The organism is Xanthomonas citri pv. citri, assembly GCF_000961215.1.
Classification (GTDB): Bacteria; Pseudomonadota; Gammaproteobacteria; order Xanthomonadales; family Xanthomonadaceae; genus Xanthomonas; species Xanthomonas cissicola.
Map to the genome: position 1 here is coordinate 953,814 of NZ_CP008998.1, position 20,153 is coordinate 973,966.

The window sequence follows — 20,153 nt, forward strand, 5'->3', positions numbered from 1 at the left end:
TTGGCCGCAGGGCGGTCTGCCACTTTCAGCCGACCACAGCGCAGGCGACGACGCGTAGCGCGATGCGTGCGCAGATCCAGCTTCGACGTCGTGCCGATCCTGGCCTTGATGCACAACGGGCGCCTTGCGGCGCCCGTTGATTCACACTGTCGAGGGCGCGCGCCCAGGTCTCAGTAGCGGTAATGATCCGGCTTGTACGGGCCAGCCACGTCCACGCCGAGGTAGTCGGCCTGGTCCTTGGTGAGGGTGGTCAGCTTCACGCCGATCTTTTCCAGGTGCAGACGCGCAACTTCTTCATCCAGGTGCTTGGGCAGGATGTAGACCTTCTTCTCGTAGGTGTCGCGCTTTTCCCACAGGTCGATCTGGGCCAGGGTCTGGTTGGCGAACGAGTTGGACATCACGAAGCTCGGGTGGCCGGTGGCGCAGCCCAGGTTCACCAGGCGGCCGTCGGCCAGCAGGAAGATCGCGTTGCCGTTGGGGAACACGTACTTGTCCACCTGCGGCTTGATGTTGATCTTCTGCACGTCCTTCAGCGCCTTGAGCGCATCGACCTGGATCTCGTTGTCGAAGTGGCCGATGTTGCAGACGATGGCCTGGTCCTTCATCGCCTGCAGGTGCTCGACGGTGATGATGTCCTTGTTGCCGGTGGTGGTGACGTAGATGTCGGCACGGCCCAGGGTGGATTCGATGGTGTTGACTTCGAAACCTTCCATCGACGCCTGCAATGCGCAGATCGGGTCGATTTCAGTGACGATCACGCGGGCGCCATAGGCGCGCAGCGAGGCAGCGCTGCCCTTGCCGACATCGCCGTAGCCGCAGACCACGGCGACCTTGCCGGCCAGCATCACGTCCATTGCGCGCTTGAGGCCATCGGCCAGCGACTCGCGGCAGCCGTAGAGGTTGTCGAACTTGCTCTTGGTGACCGAGTCGTTGACGTTGATGGCCGGGATCAGCAGCTTGCCGGCTTCGGCGATCTGATACAGGCGGTGCACGCCGGTGGTGGTCTCTTCGGAGACGCCCTTCCAGTCCTTGACCACGCGACCCCAGTAGCCCGGGCGCTCGACGGCGACACGCTTGAGCAACGCCTTGATGACGCCCTCTTCGTGCGAGGAGGCTGGTTCGTCCACCCAGGTGCTGCCGTTTTCGAGCTCGTAGCCCTTGTGGATCAGCAGGGTGACGTCGCCGCCGTCGTCCACCACCAGCTCCGGGCCGGTGAGGGTGCCGTCGGGCAGGGTGAAGGTCAGCGCGTCCAGGGTGCAGTCCCAATACTCTTCCAGCGTCTCGCCCTTCCAGGCGAACACGGGGGTGCCGGTCGCGGCGATCGCCGCGGCGGCGTGGTCCTGGGTGGAGAAGATGTTGCACGAGGCCCAGCGCACATCGGCGCCGATGTCCTTGAGCGTTTCGATCAGCACGGCGGTCTGGATGGTCATGTGCAGCGAGCCGGTGATGCGCACGTCCTTCAGCGGCTTGGTCTGCGCGTGCTTGCGGCGGATCGACATCAGGCCCGGCATTTCGTGCTCGGCGATGTCCAGCTCCTTGCGGCCCCAATCGGCCAGGGAGATGTCGGCAATCTTGTAGTCGGTGTGCGGGGTGATCTTTGTGACAGCGTTCATGCAATGGCTCCGGTAGGCAAACGAATGTCTGCAATGCCGGGCGCCGTTGAACGGTAACTGCTGGTCGAGCCTGGCCGTGTACCTGCACCTGTGGTGCAGTGAGCGGATCAGTCCGCCCTACCGGTCGCAGCGCCCCTCGACGAGAGTGCCCGATTATATCGGCACCACCCCCGTGCGGCATGAATTGCGGCCGACCCCCTACCAACGGCAGGGGAGCGGCCGACAGGCGGCTGCTATGGTCCGGAGTCGATCATCAGCGGGGACGGACAATGCGGGCGAAACGGCATGCGCAAGGCTGGCGGCAGCACACATGGGCGTTGGCAGGGGCGCTGGCATTGAGCGCACCGATGATGGCCGGGGCGGCTAGCCCGGCAGTGACCAAGGTGGCAGTCGTGCAACCAGGCCCTGCGTCAGGCAGCGGTTATCAACTTCCCTCCAAGGCGCTGCAGGCGGTGGTGGACGCCCCGCGCGCGCCGCTGCTGCAGCTCTCGCCCAGGCGCGATCTGGCCGCGATGCTGCAACTGCCGGCACTGCCGGACATCGCCGAGGTGGCCCAGCCGGAGCTGAAGCTGGCCGGCCTGCGCATCCATCCGAAGACCTTCGCGGCCAGCCGCTTTTCGTTCGCCAGCAAGCTGTGGCTGCTGTCGGTGGCCGACGGCAGCGAGCGGCAGATCGCCGGGTTGCCCTCGCCGTTGTCGCTGGCCGATTTGAGCTGGTCGCCCGACCAACGCCATCTGGCGTTCCGCCGCGAAGACGCCGCCAGCGGCGCCAACGAACTGTGGCTGGTAGACGTGGCGACCGGGCAGGCGCGGCGTCTGGTGGCCGGCTTGAACACCAGCGTCAACGACGACTTGCGTTGGTTGCCCGATGGCAGCGGTTTGCTGCTGCAGCAGCAGGTCGCCGGGCAGGGCGCGCCACCGACCCGCGATGCGACGCCGACCGGCCCGGCTACCCAGCAGACCAGTGCGGCCGCCGGGGTGCGCTCGCTGCCCACCTACCAGGACCTGCTGCGCAGCGAGGCCGATGCGCGCGTGTTCGAGTACTACGCCACCGGTCAGCCGATCATCGTCACGGTGGCCGGGCAGGTACGTCCGATCGCCACGCCGGGCATCTATCTCAACCTGTCGGTGTCGCCGGATGGCCGTTACATCCTGAGCGAACGCAGCGAGCGGCCGTTCTCGTATCTGGTGCCGGTAGACAACTTCGCGCGCCGCATCGAGGTGCTGGACCTGCAGGGCAAACTGGTGCGCCAGATCGCGCAGCTGCCGTTGGTGGAAGGCTTGCCGACCGGTAACGACGCGGTGCCGACCGGGGTGCGCGACATCGCCTGGCGGCACGATGCGCCGGCCACGCTGGTGTGGGCCGAAGCGCAGGACGGTGGCGACCCGGCACGCGAGAGCAAGGTCCGCGATGCGGTGCGGATGCAGGCCGCGCCGTTCAACCGCGCACCGGTGACGCTGGCGCAGTTGGGCAGCCGGTTCGAAGGCATCCAGTGGGGCCGCGGCGATCTGGCGATCTTGAGCGAAAGCTGGTGGAAGACCCGCCGCACCAAGCAATGGCGCATCGCACCGGATCAACCGCAACGCGCGCCCGAACTGCTGTGGGACCGCTCCTCGCAGGACCGCTACAAGGACCCGGGCACGCCGGCGACGGTGGCCGACGGCAACGGCCGCCCGCTGCTGCAGACCAGCAGCGATGGCAACAGCCTGTTCCTGTTCGGCAAGGGCGCTTCGCCGGAAGGCGACCGCCCGTTCGTGGATCGATTCGATCTGCGCAGCAAGCAGGCCACGCGGCTGTTCCACTCGCAGGCGCCGACCTATTCGGCACCGCTGGCCTTGTTGGACGCGCAGGCCACGCAACTGCTGCTCAGCCGCGAATCGCCGGAGGAACCGGCCAACTATGTCGTGCAACCGCTGGGCGATGGCGCCGCCGCCGCGCGCGCGTTGACGCACTTCGCACACCCGCTGCCGCAATTGCGCGGCGTGCAGAAGGAGCAGATCCGCTACAAGCGTGCCGACGGCGTGGAACTCACCGCCACACTCTTGCTGCCACCTGGTTACGACCCCAAGCGCGATGGCCCACGGCCGTTGCTGATGTGGGCCTACCCGGGCGAATTCAAAAGCGCCGACACCGCCAGCCAGGTCACCGACTCGCCGTACCGTTTCAACGCGATCAGTTACTGGGGGCCGCAGGCGTTTCTGGCGATCGGCTATGTGGTGCTCAACAACCCGAGCACGCCGATCGTGGGCGAAGGCGATGCAGAACCCAACGACACCTATGTGCCGCAGCTGATCGCCGATGCGCAGGCGGCCGTGGACGAAGTGGTGCGGCGCGGCGTCACCGACCGCGAGCACATCGCCATCGGCGGGCATTCCTACGGTGCCTTCATGACCGCCAACCTGCTCGCGCACACGCGCCTGTTCAAGGCCGGCATCGCACGCAGCGGCGCCTACAACCGCACGCTCACCCCGTTCGGTTTCCAGGCCGAAGAGCGCAATTACTGGCAGGCGCAATCGGTGTACCAGGCGATGTCGCCATTCAATTACGCCGACAAGATCAAGGATCCGCTGCTGCTGATCCACGGCCAGGACGACAACAATACCGGCACCTTCCCGATCCAGAGCGAGCGCATGTTCGCTGCGATCAAGGGACTGGGCGGGACTGCGCGCCTGGTCCTGTTGCCCAACGAATCGCATGCGTACCGCGCGCGGCAATCGATCATGCAGATGCTGGCCGAAAGCGAGCAGTGGTTGAAGACCAATGTCGGCGATCCCGCGCAGGCGGAAGTGCCGTCCAAGCGTTGATCGTCGTCGCACGCAATGCGGTGCGAACGCAACGCGGATCGTCGCACCTACGCATTGCTTGCCGGTGCCGGGTGACGGATTCCAATGGCGCGCACGAACGTGGGCGGCGCTTGGTGCAGGATGGTTCGGTCTGAAACCGTCCTGCGCGTCGCGATCATCTAATCCTTTTGGGTTAGTCTTCGACGACTTTGCGCTTGAAGAGGGTGTGCGTTTCCGATGAACGAGTACCGCAGCAGTCTTGTGTTCGCGACCCCCGATCTTCCCTTGCGCGACGATGTGCGTCGGCTCGGCGCGCTGGTGGGTGATCTGCTCGCCGAGCAGGTCTCTGCGGAATTCCTCGATGAAATCGAACGCGTGCGCACCACCGCCATCTCGCGGCGCGAAAGCGATGCCCCACCGTCCACGCTGAGCGAACAACTCGCCGGTCGGCAGCCGCGTGACGCCGAAGCGCTGGTCCGGGCATTCAGTACCTATTTCCAGGTGGTCAATATCGCCGAGCGCGTGCACCGCATCCGCCGCCGTCGCGAATATCAGCGCAGCGGCACCGACACGCCGCAGCCCGATGGCCTGCATGACGCATTGCGCCGGCTCAAGGCGCAGGGCGTGACCCTGGACGAACTCAGCCAATGGTTGCCGCGCATCGACGTGGAGCCGGTGTTCACCGCGCATCCCACCGAGGCGGTACGGCGCGCGCTGCTGGAAAAAGAGCAGCTGATGGTCGCCAGCCTGGTCGACAACCTGGACGGCATGCGCACGCCCAACGAGCGTGCCAGCGATGCCGCGCGCTTCCGCATGGCCTTGACCGCGTCGTGGCAGACCGCCGATTCCTCGCCGGTGCGCCCCACCGTGGACGACGAGCGCGAGCATGTGGGCTTCTACCTCACCCAGGTGCTCTACCGCGTCATCCCGGTGATGTACGAAACGCTCGAACACGCCATCGAAGAAACCTACGGCAGCGTGCCGGCATTGCCGCGTCTGCTGCGCTTCGGCACCTGGGTGGGCGGCGACATGGACGGCAATCCCAACGTGGATGCCAAGACCATCGCCGGGACGCTGGACGCGCAGCGGCGCGCGGTGCTGGACCGTTATCAAAAAGAACTCTGGCAGTTGGCCAGCCTGCTCAGCCAATCGACCACGCTGGTACAGGTGAGCGGCGAACTCACCGCGCAGCTGGAACGCTACCGCGCGCTGCTCCCCGACGCCGCCGCGCGTTCGCGCCCGCGCCATGGCGACATGCCGTACCGCCTGCTCAACGACCTGATGCGCGCGCGCCTGCAGGCCACCCTGGACGATGCCGATGGCGCCTATGCCGCTCCATCGGAGCTCGAACACGATCTGCAGCTGATCCTGGACAGCCTGCAGGCCAACAAGGGCCTGCATGCCGGTTGGTTCGCGGCACGGCGCCTGTTGTGGCGCGTGCGTAGCTTTGGTTTCCATCTGGCGCGGCTGGACGTGCGCCAGGAATCGAGCGTGCATGCGCGCGCAGTGGCCGATGCCCTGGGCCAGACCGACTGGGACGCACAGGACGCCACCCAGCGCGCCGCCGTGCTCGGCCCGTATGCCGCAGGGCAAGACCCCTTGCCGCGCGTGGACGATGAAGGCAATGCACGGTTGGATGCGGTATTCGCCGCGCTTGCCGATGCACGTACCCGCCACGGCGCCGATGCATTGGGCAGCTACATCATCTCGATGGCGCATAACCGCGCCGACGTGTTGACTGTGCTGGCACTGGCGCGGCGTGGCGGCCTGGTCGACGACGCCGGCGCTGTGCCGCTGGATATCGTGCCGCTGTTCGAAACCGTGGACGATCTGCGCGGCGGTACCGGCACCGTGCAGGACCTGCTGGCCGACCCGGTCTATCGCCAGCATCTGGCCGCACGCGGCGATACCCAGATGGTGATGCTGGGCTATTCGGACAGCGGCAAGGACGGCGGCATCGCCGCCTCGCGCTGGGGCCTGCAACGCGCGCAGGTCGAGCTGCTGGAAGCGGCCGCCGAGTTGGGCGTGCGGCTGACCTTCTTCCACGGCCGAGGCGGCTCGATCGCGCGCGGCGGCGGCAAGACCAGCCGCGCGCTGGATGCCGCACCGCGCGGCAGCGTGGATGGGCGCCTGCGCGTTACCGAGCAGGGCGAGGTGATCCACCGCAAATATGGCATCCGCGCATTGGCGTTGCGCTCGCTGGAGCAGATGACCGGCGCGGTGCTGCTCTCGAGCCTGCGCCCGCGTGCGCCCGAGCCGCGCGAGGCGCGTTGGCGCCCGGTGATGGATCTGGTGGCCGAACGCAGCACGGTCGCGTATCGCGCCTTCGTCGGCGCGCCGGAGTTCATGCAGTACTTCCGCCTGGCCACGCCGATCGATGTGATCGAACGCATGACGCTGGGTTCGCGCCCGTCGCGGCGGCTGGGCCAGGACGCGGCGCTGTCCAACCTGCGTGCGATTCCGTGGGTGTTTGCGTGGAGCCAGGCGCGTGCGGTGATTCCCGGCTGGTACGGCGTGGGCAGCGGCCTGCAGGCGGCGGTGGATGCCGGGCATGAAGAGACCTTGCGCGAAATGGCGCAGGACTGGCCGTTCTTCCGCACCTTTCTGGACGACATCGCCATGGTGTTGTCCAAGGGCGATCTGAACATCGCCGAGTTGTTCTCGCGCTTGTCCGGCGACCTGCACACGCGGTTTTTCCCGCTGATTCGCGACGAACTGGCATTGACCAAGGGCTGGGTGAAGGCGCTGCTGCAACAACAGTCGCTGTTGCAGCACGACCCGCGGCTGGCGTTGTCGATCCGCCTGCGCAATCCCTACATCGACCCGATCAGCGTGCTGCAGGTGGATCTGCTGCAACGCTGGCGCGCCACCGATGGCGAAGACGAAGCGCTGCTGCGCGCGCTGGTGGCCTGCGTCAATGGCGTCTCGCAAGGCGTGCAGAACACCGGCTGATCGCATGGCCGGCTGCAGGGGCGGGCACGGAACAGCTCCACCGCAAGCAACGGCAACCACGCCGTTGGTCGGAGAGCGCACGCAAACGGCAAGCGGACTCTGGTGTAAACGGACAAATCTGTCCGATAATGCCGGCATGATGACTTCCCGCCCCGATGCCGCGCTGCGCCGCCGGCAGATTCTCGATGCCGCCGACGAAGTGTTCAGCGAACATGGCGTCAATGCCCCGCTGGAGCTGGTGGTGGAGCGCGCCGGATTGGGGCGCGCCACCCTCTATCGCAATTTCCCCGATCGGCTGGCGCTGATGACGGCATTGATGGCGCGTGGCCTGGATGGGCTGGAGCGCCTTGCCGCCGACCTCGCCGACCGTCCGGATGGCCTGGCGGTGCTGCTGCACGATGTCGCCGAGCACATCGCCCAGTCGTCGCCGCTGGTGGATTTCTGGCGCTCGATCGAACGCGCGCACCCGGCGGTGGAGGCAGCAGATCGGCGTGCGGTCGGCATCTTTCTGCCATTCGTCCATCGCGCCCGCGACGCCGGGCTGTGCCGGGCCGATGTCGACGAGGAGCAAGTGCTGTTGGTGATCGACATGCTGGGGAGCTGTCTGCGCGGCAACGATGAGGCAGAACGCAAACGGCTCGCGCATCGCTCGGCCGATCTGCTGATGCATGCGCTGGGCATGCAGGTGCCCGCAGGCGGCACGCGATGACACCGGCCACCCGTGCCCGCATCGGTCGCTGGGCACTGCGCGTTGCGCTGGTGCTGGCCGCCGGATGGGGTGGCCTGGCGATTTATTACGCACTGACCGGCAACGCCTTCGTACGCGCCGGGTGGGTGGCCTCGTGGTGCGCGATGGCGGTGGCAGCGTTATGGGGGCTGCGTCGTGGCCGCGAGAATTGGGCCCTGGTGGGCATCTTCAGTGCCGCATTCGTGGTGCTGGCGGTGTCGTGGTGGATGATGCAGCCCAGCCAGGACCGCGACTGGGCCGACGATGTCGCCCAGCGTCTGCAGCCGCAGGTGCAGGGAAGCATCGTCACCCTGCACAACGTGCGCAATTTCGATTGGCGCAGCGAGACCGACTATGTGCCGCATTGGGAGACGCGGCGATACGATCTGAACCGCCTGGTCAGCGCAGATCTTGCGCTCTCGTACTGGATGGGACCGGCGATTGCGCACACGCTGGTGTCGTTCGGCTTCGATGACGGTTCGCACGTGGTGTTTTCGCTGGAAATCCGCAAGGAACGTGACGAATCGTTTTCCGCGTTGGGCGGATTCTTCCGCAGTTTCGAAGAAACCCTGGTCGCCGCCGACGAACGCGACATTCTGCGCGTCCGCACCAACGTGCGTGGCGAAGACATGTACCTGTATCGCCTGGCGATTCCCAAGGCCGGATTGCGCCGCATGTTCATGGGGTACGTGGAGCTGGCCAACGAACTCGATCGCAAGCCGGCGTTCTACAACACGCTCACCAGCAACTGCACCACGATCGTGTTTGCGCTGGTGCGGCAATTGCAGCCCACATTGCCGCTGGATCACCGCCTGCTGCTGTCCGGCTATGTCGACCAATACGCCTACGACCATCACGGCCTGATGCCCGGTTATCCCTTCGCCACCTTGAAGCAGCGCGGGCACTTCACCGCGCGTGCGATCGCCGCCGACAAGGCCACGGATTTTTCGGCGCGCATCCGTGCCGGCATGCCGCTGGCGCCGGCGCCAGGCGCAACCGCGACCACGCCGCGATGAGGCCGCGCATGCCCCGATCCCGTGCCGCCGCATTCCTGGCGGGCGTGCTGGCAAGTGTGTGGTTGAGCGGCTGCGCCATGGTGACGGTGCAGTCGCGCAACAGCGGCGACTACATCGCGCAAACGCGTGGCGATGTGCTGAGCACCGGTGAATTGAGTCAGTCCGGCAGCGAGACCCTGCAGGTTGCCGGCCTGCAGCCCAAGGCCTGCCGCACCGCACCGCTGCCGTGCCTGCAGCAGCTCACCAGTGAGGCCGGTATCGGCGATGAGCGGCGTTTGGCCACGCAGGCAGAATTGTGGACCGCGCGTGCCATCGCGCTGAGCGGGCGCAACCCCACCACGATGAGCGATGCCGCGGTGGAGGCCTGGTTGGAAGCGGCGCGGCATGCGTATGCGTACCTGTTTTTTACTGCGCGTGCGCCCAGCGCGCGGGCGTTCGAGAACCGCCAGTCGCAGGTGCGCGATTACTACAATTACGCCGTGCAGCAGGTGGTGGAGCGCCTGTTCGCACGGTCGCAGCAAACCGGCGAAACCACTCCGGCATCCACCACGGTCGGGCGCTGGCAGCTCGACGTCGATCTGTCCGCCTACCGGCTGCCGGGTGACGGCAATACACCACGTGCGATCTTCGCCGCCTCGGCGCTGCGCTTCAATGGCCTGCGCAGCACCTACCGGCGCGATGGATTCGGCGCCGAGCTGGTCGCGGAAGTGGACCCGCAAGTGGTTGGCGACCCCGCTGGGCTGGCGTTGCAGCAAGCCGTCGCGGCGGGCGCGGCGCCCGATCGCCGGTTACCGACGTTCAGCGAAATGCCGTACGCGCCGGCAACGATATTGCTGCGTTTCGAGGGCGAGACGCTCGCTGAGGTGTTGCGCAGCCACCTGGTCACCGTGGTGCCGTACGACCCGTATCGCCAGAACGACGTGGTGCTGCATGGCCAACGCGTGCCGCTGGCGGGCAACTTCACTGCCGCGTATGGATTGTGGCTGGCCAAGTCCGGATTTGCGGAGCAGTCGCTGCGGTCGATGCTGGGCAGCGCACGCGGTATCGATCGTCCGCACCTGTATCTGATGCAGCCCTACGATCCCGACCGACGCGTGCTGCTGATGCTGCACGGTCTGGCCAGCAGCCCGGAGGCCTGGGTCAATGTGGCCAACGAAGTGATGGGCGATGAAACGCTGCGCCAGCGTTACCAGATCTGGCAGGTGTATTACCCGACCAACGCGCCGATGGCGATCAATCGTGCGGAAATCCAGTCGCTGGTGGAACGTAGCCTGCAGCACTTCGATCCGTCCGGCCGTGCGATCGCGTCGCACGAGATGGTGTTGGTCGGGCACAGCATGGGCGGGGTGATCGGGCGGCTGCTGGTGTCGTCCTCTGATGAGCAATTGTGGGATTCCCTGCTGCAGAACTACCGGCTGGACGGCGAACGCGGCGCGCGGATCCGCGCCAAGTTGTGGCCATTGCTGCACCTCTCGCCGATGCCGCAAGTGGACCGCGCCATCTTCATCGCCGCGCCGCATCGCGGTACGCCATTGGCCGAGGGCGGGCTGGGGCGGTTTGTCGGTAAATTGATACGCCTGCCGGGCGCGTTGCTGGATCGCTTCGGCGATGTGATGCAGGACCTGGCCAACAGCGAACGCGACGATCCGGGCGGCGCTCCCCGCCGCAAAGGCCGCGCGTTGGTGCCCACCAGCATCGACAACCTGCGCGACACCGATCCGTTCGTGCGCGCCACGATGGACCTGCCGATCTCTCCAAACGTGCAGTACCACACCATCATCGGGCGCGAGAAGCCGCAGGTACCGCTGGCCGATTCCGACGACGGCCTGGTGCCGTATCGCAGCGCGCATCTGGATGGCGCGGCCTCGGAACTGGTGGTGACCTCCTGGCACAGCGTGCAGGAAACGCCGCAGGCCATTCTGGAGATTCGCCGCATCCTGCATGTGCAGTTGCAGGCGGAGCAACAGGCCTCGCACGCGCCGGGCCGCTAGGCTGCCGGTCGGGCGGTTCCGATTCCGCGTGCTCCAATGCCAAGGGCAGCGATGATGACAACCGGGCGCTGTCCGGGCGCGGCGCCAATGCCGTGCTGGCGGCGTTGCGCGCCCGTGGTGCAGCGCAGTCGGCCAACGCAAAAGGCCATGGCGAATCGCAGCCGGTGGCGCCCAATACCGTCAACGGCCAGGACAATCCGGGTGGGCGGCAGCTCAATCGACGGGTGGAGATCTTCCTGCGTACCTGACGAAGGCGTGGCGGGCGGGGAGAGCGCTTGACGCGTTGGTGCCGATTGCCTTGCGTGCACCGTGACGCGCGTCGGTCGCAGGCTGGCTGGTGGCCGAAGGCTGCCGGCTACACCCGCCGTCCGCGTGCGCAACCATCACATGATTGAGATGCGTCTGCGCCACAACCAGAGCCCGTGCATCGCGTCGCCAGCGCGCATGCCCTGCTGTCGGTGGATGTTTGCGCCAGGCAGACAGCGCACTCCGTCGACAATTTTCGCCTCCATACGGCAACGACTGTGCCGACTTGCGCATGCGTTGCGCGCATTTGTCATGTTCGCAATTACGGTCACCAAACTGACATGCCGCATCACCACCATGCGCGGCGCCTGCTTACAGGCGTGATGCAGTTCCGCCTCCGCTGGCTGCGTCGCTTCCTCACATTCGCGGCGGCGCAGCCTTGGTGCATGTCCATGGCGCGCTGCTGCATTCATCGGATTGGATCATGATCGTTCGTTGTTCGCTGTTGCGTCCTTCGCGGTTGTCGCAGGCGCTGTGTTTGTCGTTGTGCGCCCTGTGCGGCCATGCTGCGGCCCAAGAGACGCAGGCCACCACGCCCGCACAGGGCGAGATGGCAACGCTGGACAAGGTCACGGTCGCTGCCACGCGCTACAACGCGACCGACATGCAGATGGCCGCCACCAATACGGTCAACGTGCTGTCGGCCGACGATCTCAAGACCACCGCCGTGCACAACGTCGCCGAAGCGCTGGGCCTGATGCCGGGCGTCAACGTGATCAATACCGGGCAGTCGTATTTCGGCGGCATCGATGGCGCCGCGCGCGGCGAGGGCATGTTCTCATCGGTGCGCGGCCTCAATGCCGAATACAACGTCAACCTGATCAACGGCATCAACGTCGCGCAAGGCATGCCGTACAGCCGCGGCGTGCAATTGAGCCTGCTGCCGCCCTCGGGCCTGCAGACCATCGTGTTGAACAAGACCTCCACCGCCGACATGGACGGCGATGCGATCGGCGGCACCATCGATTACCGCACGCCCAGCGCATTCGATTCGCCCGATCGCCAGGGCGGCAGCGTGACCTTGAGTGGACGCCTGGAAAGCCGTGCACGCGACTACGGCGATTCCGGGCTGGGCAGTGGCGCAGCCGGCGATTGGCATGCGCGTTTTGGCGATGCCGGGCAGTTCGGCGTGTCGGTCAGTGCGTATTACGACGAGCGCCATTTCGTGAACAGCGAAGTGGCCTCTGCCTCGGCTGCACGCAACGATGGCGCATGGAAATTCGCACGTGCCGATGCCAGCGGCAATCTGGCCGCTGGCGCCGACCCGCAAGAGGTCCTGCAGAGCACCGGCGTCAATATCGGTTACTCGCAGGGCGATACACGCCGCTATGGCGGCAACGCGGCCTTCGATTGGCGCGTGGATCCCAGCTTGCATCTGTACGCACGCATGACCTACGCCTTCGCCAAGACCGAGCAGAACACCGGCTACACGCAGTTCGTGCCGGCCAATGTCAGCTTCACGCAAATCGGCAGCAGCGGCGCGTATCAGCCGCAGATCAATCGCGTCGCAGTGCGTTATTGGTACGAAACCAACCCCGAAGAGGCCGACCTTGCTACCGTGCAGTTCGGCGCAGAAAAGCAGCTCGGCCATTGGACATTCGCGCCCAACATCTTCTACGGCACCGGTAATAACGACCGCCCGGATCACGTGGAAATCTCCGCGCGCAACGACCAGTACAGTTCGACCAACTTCGCCTACGGCGCCAACCGTTTCATCAGCTACAACGGCGACGGTTTCCCGATTCCATTGCTCACCCCGGCCATGCAGGCGCAGGCCTTGGACGTGGGTAGCCTGTATGCGCGACGCACCGGGCAGATTTCCAAGCAATACAGCGGCCAGGACAAGGGCGGCGGCAAGTTCGACGTGGCATATGACCTCGATGCGGGGCTGCTCAACCGCATTGCCTTTGGCGTGAAGTATGTCGACAGCTCGCGCAGCTTTACCGATCGCGATTGGACCAATGCCAAGTACACCGACGGTACCTTGTTGCGCGATACCGGCCTGATCGCGCAGCGCTACGATGCGGTCTATCCAGGCCAATACGCGTTTCCCACCGTACGCCTGAGCAATGCAGCGCTCAACGACCTGATCGCACGCACGCTCACCCCCGCCAGCTTCGACAGTTGCGGCCAGTTGGCGATCAACAATCTCAACTGCAACACCATGCGCGCAACCGAAGCGGTGAGCGCTGCCTATGCGATGGCCACCTTGCGCAGCGGCAACTGGGAAATCCTGCCCGGCGTGCGCTTCGAACATACCGCCATCACCAACACGTTCTGGGCGCAGCCGGTCGCCATCCACGGTGCCGAGCAGGTCGGCGCATTCGCCAACAACCACACGCGCTACAACGTCGCCTTGCCCAGCGTGTTCGTCAATTACCGGCCCGATGGCGATGGCGCGGTGTATCGCGGCTCGGTGTGGACCAGCTACACGCGCCCGGCCTTCGTGCAGCTGGGTGGCGGCCGCTCCACCGACATCTCCAGCGATGGCCAGACCACCATCACCGAAGGCAACCCGGATCTGAAACCGATCAAGTCGCTCAACGTGGACCTGTCCGGCGAATGGCAGAACGACAGCGGCGGCCATGCCATGCTGGCCGGCTATTACAAGCGCCTCACCGATTACATCTACGAAAGCGGTTCCAACGCCGCCAATGCCGGCGAAAGCGAAAGCGGCAATATCCGTTTCGTGCGTCCGCAAAACGGCGGCGACGGCCGCGTGCTGGGTATCGAAGCGGCCGTGCGGCAAACCTTCCAGGGCCTGCCCGCACCGCTGGATGGCTTCGGCATCGGTGCCAACATCACCCGCCAGACCACGCGCGTGGACCTGGGAGAAGAAGGCTTCGCACACGAACGTATCCAGAACGCGCCGAACCTGCTCGCCAATGCGGAGCTGTTCTACGAAAAGGGACCGTGGTCGGTCAACCTGAGCTATCACTACTCCGGCGAATACGTGTCGGTGTACGACTATCTCAACCAGGGCGCAAACTGGGACAACCTGTGGATCAAGCCGATCACCCGCGTGGACCTGCATCTGGGCTATGCACCGAACGATCACCTGCGCGTGGATCTGTCGGTGGCCAACCTCACCAAGCAGCACAGCTACTGGGCGCACGTCGGCCACGAGACCGATGCGATTTCCGACATCGTCGATTCCGGCATGACCAGCCTGTTGACCGCCAAGTATGCGTTCTGATCCCGCACGATTCGCATGCGACGACCTGCCAGGCGCGCAGCAAGATGCAGATGTCATGACGGACGCGCGGCATAGCGCAGGCCGTGCACGCGCCTGCGGTGGAACGGGGCAGTGGGCATTGCAACGCGCGTTGCTGGCCAGCGGTGGGGAGCCGCGATGGGCCGCCCGCGTTGTCGCGAGCGTAGGTGCCGCGATGGGGATCGCGGCACCTACGCGGCAGGCAAGACGCAGGCAGTGCGTCGGCATCGCACCGAGGTCTGGCGCGCCCCGTGCCACGCCGGTGGCAACCGGCAGCGTGCTGTGCCTGGTATTGGCGGCTGCGTTGGCGTTGGGAGGCTGCACCACGTCGATCCCGAGCGTGTCCACAGCGCGCGCATCCACCACACACAGTGGCGATCAATCGACCGTCACTGCCGGCAAACAGGTGGGCACCGGAGCGCCAGCATCCGCGCAGAGCGCGCAACTGGAGCGCGTCGTGGTGGTGTTCCGGCATGGCGTGCGCGCACCGCTGCAAGGCGAGGCCGCCGCCGCGCACTATGCCGACCAACCCTGGCCGCAGTGGTCCACGCCTGCCAGCCTGCTCACTCCGCATGGTCGCCAAGGCGTGCGCTTGAGTGGCGAGTACCTGCGCCAGTGGTTGGTGCAGCAGGCGCTGTTGCCGCGCAGTGGGTGTCCGGCAACCGGCAGCATGTCGGTGTGGGCCAATACCGATCAACGCACCATCGAGAGTGGCGCCCTGCTGGCCGACGCGCTCGCACCTGGCTGCGGCATCGTCGCCGGGCATCGGGAGGCTGGCAGCAACGACCCGCTGTTTCGACCGATCGAAGCCGGCACGTTGCCGTTCGATGCGGCGGCAGCGGTCGCATCGATCCAGCAACAGACCGGAGGCCCTGCCGCCCTGCTGCAAGGCCACGCCGCCGAGCTGCAGGCACTGCAGCAGATTCTGGGCTGCACGCGGACGCCCTGCGATTTCGCGCAGATGCCTTCCACGCTGGCGCCGTCGGCCAACGGGCGTGGGCTTAAGTTAGGCGGGCCCATCGACCTGACCTCCGGCACCGGCGAGGTGTTGCTGCTGCAATACGCAGAGGGCCTGCCGCTTGCGCAGGTCGGTTGGGGACGTGCGACGCCCGAGCGCCTGGCCCAGGTCTCACGCTTGCACGCATTGCTGTTCGACATTTACGCACGGCCGCACTACATGGCCTCGCGTTCGGGCGCACCGCTGGCGCGCGAGGTCTTGCAACGTTTCGGCGACGCGCAGGCGCCGAAAATCTCGGTGTTCGTTGGCAGTGACACCCATATCGCCGCGTTGAGCAGTTTGCTGGGCGTGCACTTTCATCTCCCCGGCTACGGCGCCGACGATCCACCGCCGGGCGGCGCGTTGCTGCTGGAGCTATGGCGCGAACCGAATGGGCAGCAAGTGGTGCGTGCGCAGTATCTTGCGCAATCGCTGGATCAACTGCGGACGCTGGCGCCGCTAAATTTGGAGCATCCTCCGTTGCGGCAGAAGTTGGCGCTTGGCGTTTGCACGGCAGAGCAACGCATGGCGTGCCCGTTGAAGGCGTTCGCCCAGGCGTTGGAGGAACAGTTGCAACGCGAGCCTTGAACGCAATGCTGGGGCTGCGATGTGCAGGCGCCTTCAGCTCATCGAAGCATCCGCATGGAACCGATTGAACAAGATGCAGGCAACGACCAGTTAACCGAAGGCCGCTTTTCTTCCAGTTGTCGACAATGATCGGTGGTGCTTGCGCGCGCACCGGTGTGGGACCTTGAGCGGCATGGATGCCGCGCCAGAGCCTACACGGACGTACTTGCGGCGTGTCCCACGCTGGTACGCGTGCAAGCGCCCGCAGCAAACCGAAGCAATTGCATGAAAATGCCAGATGTCGTGCGCAAGATCGATCGGAGTACGGAGTTGGTCGGCGGCGCGGCGCCGCATCCGGTGTCGGGACACGCCGTGAATCCGTCCCCGGAGGCTCGGTGGCGGCGTCCATGCCGCCACACGGTCCCGCCCCCGGACGCGGCGCCGCGCTTCCAACATTGCCACTGCTGATCGGCAGGCGATGCTTCCCACGCTAGCCTCGATGACTGTACGCATTCCGCCAAAACGCAGATGGGCCGCATGTGCGGCCCATCTCACTTCTTGCCGGTTTCACTCCCGCAGGAGCAGTTGGCTTACTTCAGCTTGGCGGCGGCACGCAGTGCGTCGGCGCGGTCGGTCTTTTCCCACGAGAACGAGGTCGCGCTGTGCTGCGCGCCGGTGCCGTCGGTGTAGGTGAAGTCCTTCGGCTTGCGGCCGAAGTGGCCGTAAGACGCGGTCTGCTGATACATCGGGTGGATCAGGTCGAGCATCTGGATGATGCCGAACGGACGCAGGTCGAAATGCTTGCGGATCAGCTTTTCGATCTGCTCGTCGGCGATCTTGCCGGTGCCGAAGGTGGTGACCGAAATCGAGGTCGGCTCGGCCACGCCGATGGCGTAGGAGACCTGCACTTCGCAACGGTCGGCCAGGCCGGCGGCCACCACGTTCTTGGCCACGTAGCGCGCGGCATAGGCAGCCGAACGGTCGACCTTGGACGGATCCTTGCCGGAGAACGCGCCACCACCGTGACGCGCCCAGCCGCCGTAGGTGTCGACGATGATCTTGCGACCGGTCAGGCCGCAATCGCCCACCGGGCCGCCGATCACGAACTTGCCGGTCGGGTTGATGTGGAACTTGGTGCCCTTGTGCAGCCACTTGGCCGGCAGCACCGGCTTGAGGATTTCCTCGCGCACCGCTTCGATCAGGTCCTTCTGCTTCACGCCCGGGTCGTGCTGGGTCGACAGCACCACCGCATCGATCGCCGTCGCCACGCCGTCTTCATAGCGCAGGGTGACCTGCGACTTGGCGTCCGGACGCAGCCAGGACAGCGCCGAGTTCTTCTTCTTGCGGATCTTGGCCTGCTGCTCGACCAGGCGGTGCGAGAGGTGGATCGCCGCCGGCATGAAGCTGTCGGTTTCGTTGGTGGCATAGCCGAACATCAGGCCCTGGTCGCCCGCACCCTGCTGCTCGGGGTTCTTGCGATCCACGCCCTGGTTGATGTCCGGCGACTGCTTGCCGATCAGGTTGAGCACGCCACAGGTCTCGCCGTCGAAGCCGACGTCGGAACTGTTGTAGCCGATGTCCAGAATGACCTTGCGGGTCAGCGCTTCCAGATCGATCCAGGCACTGGTGGTCACTTCGCCGGCCACGATCGCAACGCCGGTCTTGACCATCGTCTCGCAGGCCACGCGGGCGCGCTTGTCCTGCGCCAGGATGGCGTCCAGCACTGCGTCGGAGATCTGGTCGGCGATCTTGTCCGGATGGCCTTCGGAGACCGATTCGGAGGTGAACAGGTAGCTGGACATCAGGCTTATATCCCTTAATTCGGATGAAAAGATGGGTGCGGATGATACACGCCCCGTGTGTCGGTTGCATTGTGCGCCTGAATGGATCGCTTTGGGGTTAAGCCGACGTCGGTCCCCCGGCTGGAAGCACGGGCCTGTGCGTTGCGGTGACGATTAACTGCCCGGTGACGCAGCGGTACCGGCCGGCCGTACGCCGCGTCGAACATGCCGATCCGTGCATGTCCGGCCTGCTAGCATCGGCCGATGGATTCATTGACCCAGATCGTTCTTGGCGGCGCCATCGCTGCCGCCATCGCGCCGCCCGGACAGCGGCGTGCCGCCTTGTTGGCCGGCGCGGCACTGGGCACCTTGCCCGACCTCGACTCGCTGGCATTGCTGCCGCTGACCGACGACCCGGTCACCCTGATGACCGTACACCGCAGCGTCAGCCATTCGTTGTTCGTGCTGCCGCTGGTGGGCTGGTTGATCTGGTGGCTGTTCCGCCGCTACGGCAATGGACGCGTGGCCAGCGCACCCACGCGCTGGTTCTGGGCGATCCAGCTGGCCTTGATCACCCATCCACTGCTGGACGCGTTCACCGTCTACGGCACCCAGCTGTGGTGGCCGTTGCAGCCGCATCCTACGATGTGGTCGAGCGTGTTCATCATCGACCCGGCGTACACGCTGTGGCTGTTGCTGGCCTGCGCGGTGGCCTGGTTTGCGCGCGCGCGCCCGTTTGCGCAGCACGCGCTGGTGATCGGGTTGGTGGCGAGCACCGCGTATCTGGGCTGGTCGTTGATTGCCAAGCAACTGGTCGACCGCCAGGCCGATCGTGCGCTGGCGGCGATGGGCCTGGCCGATGCGCCGCGGTTCTCGGTACCGATGCCGCTCAACACCTTGTTATGGCGCGTGGTGGCGATGACGCCCAACGGCTATGTCATCGGCGAGCGTTCGCTGGTGGCCGACACCGGCCCGATGCACTTCCGCGGGTTTTCCAGCAACACCCAGGCATTGGGCGAAGTGGCCAGGTTCGATTCGGTGCGTCGGCTGACCTGGTTCAATCGCGGCTTCATGCGCGCGCGTCTGGTCGACGATGACCTGATGCTCAGCGACCTGCGCATGGGCCTGGAGCCGGACTACAACTTCAACTTCGTGGTGGCCCATCGCGACAACGGGACGTGGCAGCCGATCGTGCCGCGGCAGGTGCAGGCGGCGTACCGTGCGCCGGTGGCCCGCGATCAGATCGGCGCGGTGCTGGGCCAGATGTGGCATCGCATCTGGCACGAGCCCCGCAGCACCGTGCTGACCGGCGACCTGGAGCCTGTCGGCGCTCCGGTCGTCGCGCCCCCATCGGCAACTCAATAGACCGTGGCGCGCGCCTGCACGAACGAATAGAAAAACACTGCGTCCGGGTCGCTGTGCACCTGCGCCAGCTCACGGCGCATGCCATCCACGGTGGCGGCCTCGACCGCGCCGGCCTGCAGCAATTGGTCGGCCGCCGATAGCAGCACTTCTTCCCAGAACCCGATCATGGTCTTGCGCCGGCCCGGTTCGCGGTTGTCCAGATGCAGCGTCTTGATCTGCGTGTGCACATCGCGAAAGCCCCCAGCCAGCAACAGGTTGCCCAGCTTGGCACCGACGAACGGGTCGCCGCCCTGGTCGTGCTGGAAATCGTTGAATGCCATCCAGTAGCGCCACAGGCTGGGCGAATACGGATGCAGCAGGAACGAGGCATTCATCACCTCGGTCACGTACACCGGCGAGCCGGGCAGCAGCACGCGCCGCACTTCGTTGAGCACACGCGCAGGCGAGGGCACGTGTTCGAGCACCCAGCACAGAAACGCTGCATCGAACTGGCGCGCTTCGAACGGCAGGTCGCTCGCATCGGCCTGTTGCAGGGTGTAACGCGCGCGGCACCATGCCAGCCGTTCAAGATTTGCGCGCGCCGCATCCAGTTGCGTCTCGCTCAAGTCCACGCCGGTGACATGCAGCTCGGGAAAACGGCGCAGCAGGATTTCAGTCTGCGCGCCGACGCCGCTGCCCACTTCCAGCAGGCGCCGCGCGCCGCTGTAGTCGATCTGATTGAACAGTGTGGTTTCCAGCAAGCGCGCCTGTTTGAGCAGACGCGCCTGTTCGGTGGCGGAAAAGCCGTGCAGATAGGTCGGGGTGTCGCTCGGTGCGCTCATGCATGCAGCTCCAGCAGGAC

Annotated in this window: 11 protein-coding genes, 2 pseudogenes and 1 riboswitch; of the genes and pseudogenes, 9 read left to right on the forward strand and 4 right to left on the reverse strand. The window is 65.8% G+C overall.

All coding sequences use genetic code 11. From position 1 onward, the window contains the following. Window positions 1–170: 170 nt before the first annotated feature. Window positions 171–1,613, reverse strand: a complete 1,443-nt coding sequence (gene ahcY, locus AMD14_RS04620; RefSeq protein WP_005921033.1) for an adenosylhomocysteinase — start codon at window positions 1,611–1,613, stop codon at window positions 171–173. 31 nt (window positions 1,614–1,644) lie between these two features. Beyond that, window positions 1,645–1,757: riboswitch (S-adenosyl-L-homocysteine riboswitch) on the reverse strand. Between the two features lie 173 nt (window positions 1,758–1,930). Here ahcY and AMD14_RS04625 point away from each other — a divergent pair. The 6 genes and pseudogenes from AMD14_RS04625 to AMD14_RS22820 form a co-directional block, all read left to right on the forward strand. After that, window positions 1,931–4,417, forward strand: a complete 2,487-nt coding sequence (locus tag AMD14_RS04625; RefSeq protein ID WP_040107731.1) for a S9 family peptidase — start codon at window positions 1,931–1,933, stop codon at window positions 4,415–4,417. 216 nt (window positions 4,418–4,633) lie between these two features. Continuing rightward, a complete protein-coding gene (gene ppc / locus AMD14_RS04630; RefSeq protein WP_015462881.1) occupies window positions 4,634–7,348 on the forward strand; it encodes a phosphoenolpyruvate carboxylase in 2,715 nt (904 codons plus the stop codon). A 136-nt stretch (window positions 7,349–7,484) separates the two neighbouring features. After that, complete coding sequence (locus AMD14_RS04635; protein ID WP_003485218.1) at window positions 7,485–8,057, forward strand: TetR/AcrR family transcriptional regulator; 573 nt, start codon at window positions 7,485–7,487, stop codon at window positions 8,055–8,057. After that, window positions 8,054–9,091 carry a DUF4105 domain-containing protein gene (locus AMD14_RS04640; RefSeq protein ID WP_011050549.1) on the forward strand — a complete coding sequence of 346 codons (1,038 nt, stop codon included), beginning with the start codon at window positions 8,054–8,056 and terminating at the stop codon, window positions 9,089–9,091. Before AMD14_RS04635 ends, AMD14_RS04640 begins: the two co-directional genes overlap by 4 nt. Further along, on the forward strand, window positions 9,088–11,082 hold the full coding sequence (locus AMD14_RS04645; RefSeq protein WP_011050550.1) for an esterase/lipase family protein: 1,995 nt from the start codon (window positions 9,088–9,090) through the stop codon (window positions 11,080–11,082). Before AMD14_RS04640 ends, AMD14_RS04645 begins: the two co-directional genes overlap by 4 nt. A gap of 32 nt (window positions 11,083–11,114) precedes the next feature. Continuing rightward, window positions 11,115–11,330: pseudogene (locus tag AMD14_RS22820) on the forward strand (OmpA family protein); the annotation flags it as partial. Window positions 11,331–11,475: 145 nt separating this feature from the next. Here AMD14_RS22820 and AMD14_RS04650 read toward each other — a convergent pair. After that, window positions 11,476–11,814 (reverse strand): annotated as a pseudogene (locus AMD14_RS04650) (hypothetical protein); the annotation flags it as partial. Between AMD14_RS04650 and AMD14_RS04655 the strand changes: the two are divergent. Further along, window positions 11,813–14,584, forward strand: coding sequence for a TonB-dependent receptor (locus AMD14_RS04655; RefSeq protein ID WP_011050551.1), 2,772 nt, complete (start codon window positions 11,813–11,815; stop codon window positions 14,582–14,584). The pseudogene AMD14_RS04650 and the gene AMD14_RS04655 overlap by 2 nt on opposite strands. Continuing rightward, window positions 14,574–16,187 carry a histidine-type phosphatase gene (locus AMD14_RS04660; protein ID WP_011050552.1) on the forward strand — a complete coding sequence of 538 codons (1,614 nt, stop codon included), beginning with the start codon at window positions 14,574–14,576 and terminating at the stop codon, window positions 16,185–16,187. Before AMD14_RS04655 ends, AMD14_RS04660 begins: the two co-directional genes overlap by 11 nt. A 569-nt stretch (window positions 16,188–16,756) precedes the next feature. Here the strand turns inward: AMD14_RS04660 and metK are convergent. After that, window positions 16,757–17,968, reverse strand: coding sequence for a methionine adenosyltransferase (gene metK, locus AMD14_RS04665; protein WP_005910819.1), 1,212 nt, complete (start codon window positions 17,966–17,968; stop codon window positions 16,757–16,759). A gap of 243 nt (window positions 17,969–18,211) precedes the next feature. On the opposite strand from metK, the gene AMD14_RS04670 reads away from it, so the two are divergent. Continuing rightward, complete coding sequence (locus tag AMD14_RS04670; RefSeq protein WP_011050553.1) at window positions 18,212–19,312, forward strand: metal-dependent hydrolase; 1,101 nt, start codon at window positions 18,212–18,214, stop codon at window positions 19,310–19,312. On the opposite strand, the gene AMD14_RS04675 is transcribed toward AMD14_RS04670, so the two are convergent. Further along, a complete protein-coding gene (locus AMD14_RS04675; RefSeq protein WP_003485197.1) occupies window positions 19,306–20,133 on the reverse strand; it encodes a class I SAM-dependent methyltransferase in 828 nt (275 codons plus the stop codon). The genes AMD14_RS04670 and AMD14_RS04675 overlap by 7 nt on opposite strands. Between the last annotated feature and the right edge of the window lie 20 nt (window positions 20,134–20,153).

What these genes read in the sequence shown, in the direction of transcription:
- AMD14_RS04675 (WP_003485197.1), bottom strand. Translation starts at nt 20,133, where the DNA reads ATGAGCGCACCGAGCGACACCCCGACCTATCTGCACGGCTTTTCCGCC.
- AMD14_RS04640 (WP_011050549.1), top strand. Translation starts at nt 8,054, where the DNA reads ATGACACCGGCCACCCGTGCCCGCATCGGTCGCTGGGCACTGCGCGTT.
- AMD14_RS04670 (WP_011050553.1), top strand. Translation starts at nt 18,212, where the DNA reads ATGGATTCATTGACCCAGATCGTTCTTGGCGGCGCCATCGCTGCCGCC.
- ahcY (WP_005921033.1), bottom strand. Translation starts at nt 1,613, where the DNA reads ATGAACGCTGTCACAAAGATCACCCCGCACACCGACTACAAGATTGCC.
- AMD14_RS04660 (WP_011050552.1), top strand. Translation starts at nt 14,574, where the DNA reads ATGCGTTCTGATCCCGCACGATTCGCATGCGACGACCTGCCAGGCGCG.
- AMD14_RS04645 (WP_011050550.1), top strand. Translation starts at nt 9,088, where the DNA reads ATGAGGCCGCGCATGCCCCGATCCCGTGCCGCCGCATTCCTGGCGGGC.
- ppc (WP_015462881.1), top strand. Translation starts at nt 4,634, where the DNA reads ATGAACGAGTACCGCAGCAGTCTTGTGTTCGCGACCCCCGATCTTCCC.
- AMD14_RS04635 (WP_003485218.1), top strand. Translation starts at nt 7,485, where the DNA reads ATGATGACTTCCCGCCCCGATGCCGCGCTGCGCCGCCGGCAGATTCTC.
- metK (WP_005910819.1), bottom strand. Translation starts at nt 17,968, where the DNA reads ATGTCCAGCTACCTGTTCACCTCCGAATCGGTCTCCGAAGGCCATCCG.
- AMD14_RS04655 (WP_011050551.1), top strand. Translation starts at nt 11,813, where the DNA reads ATGATCGTTCGTTGTTCGCTGTTGCGTCCTTCGCGGTTGTCGCAGGCG.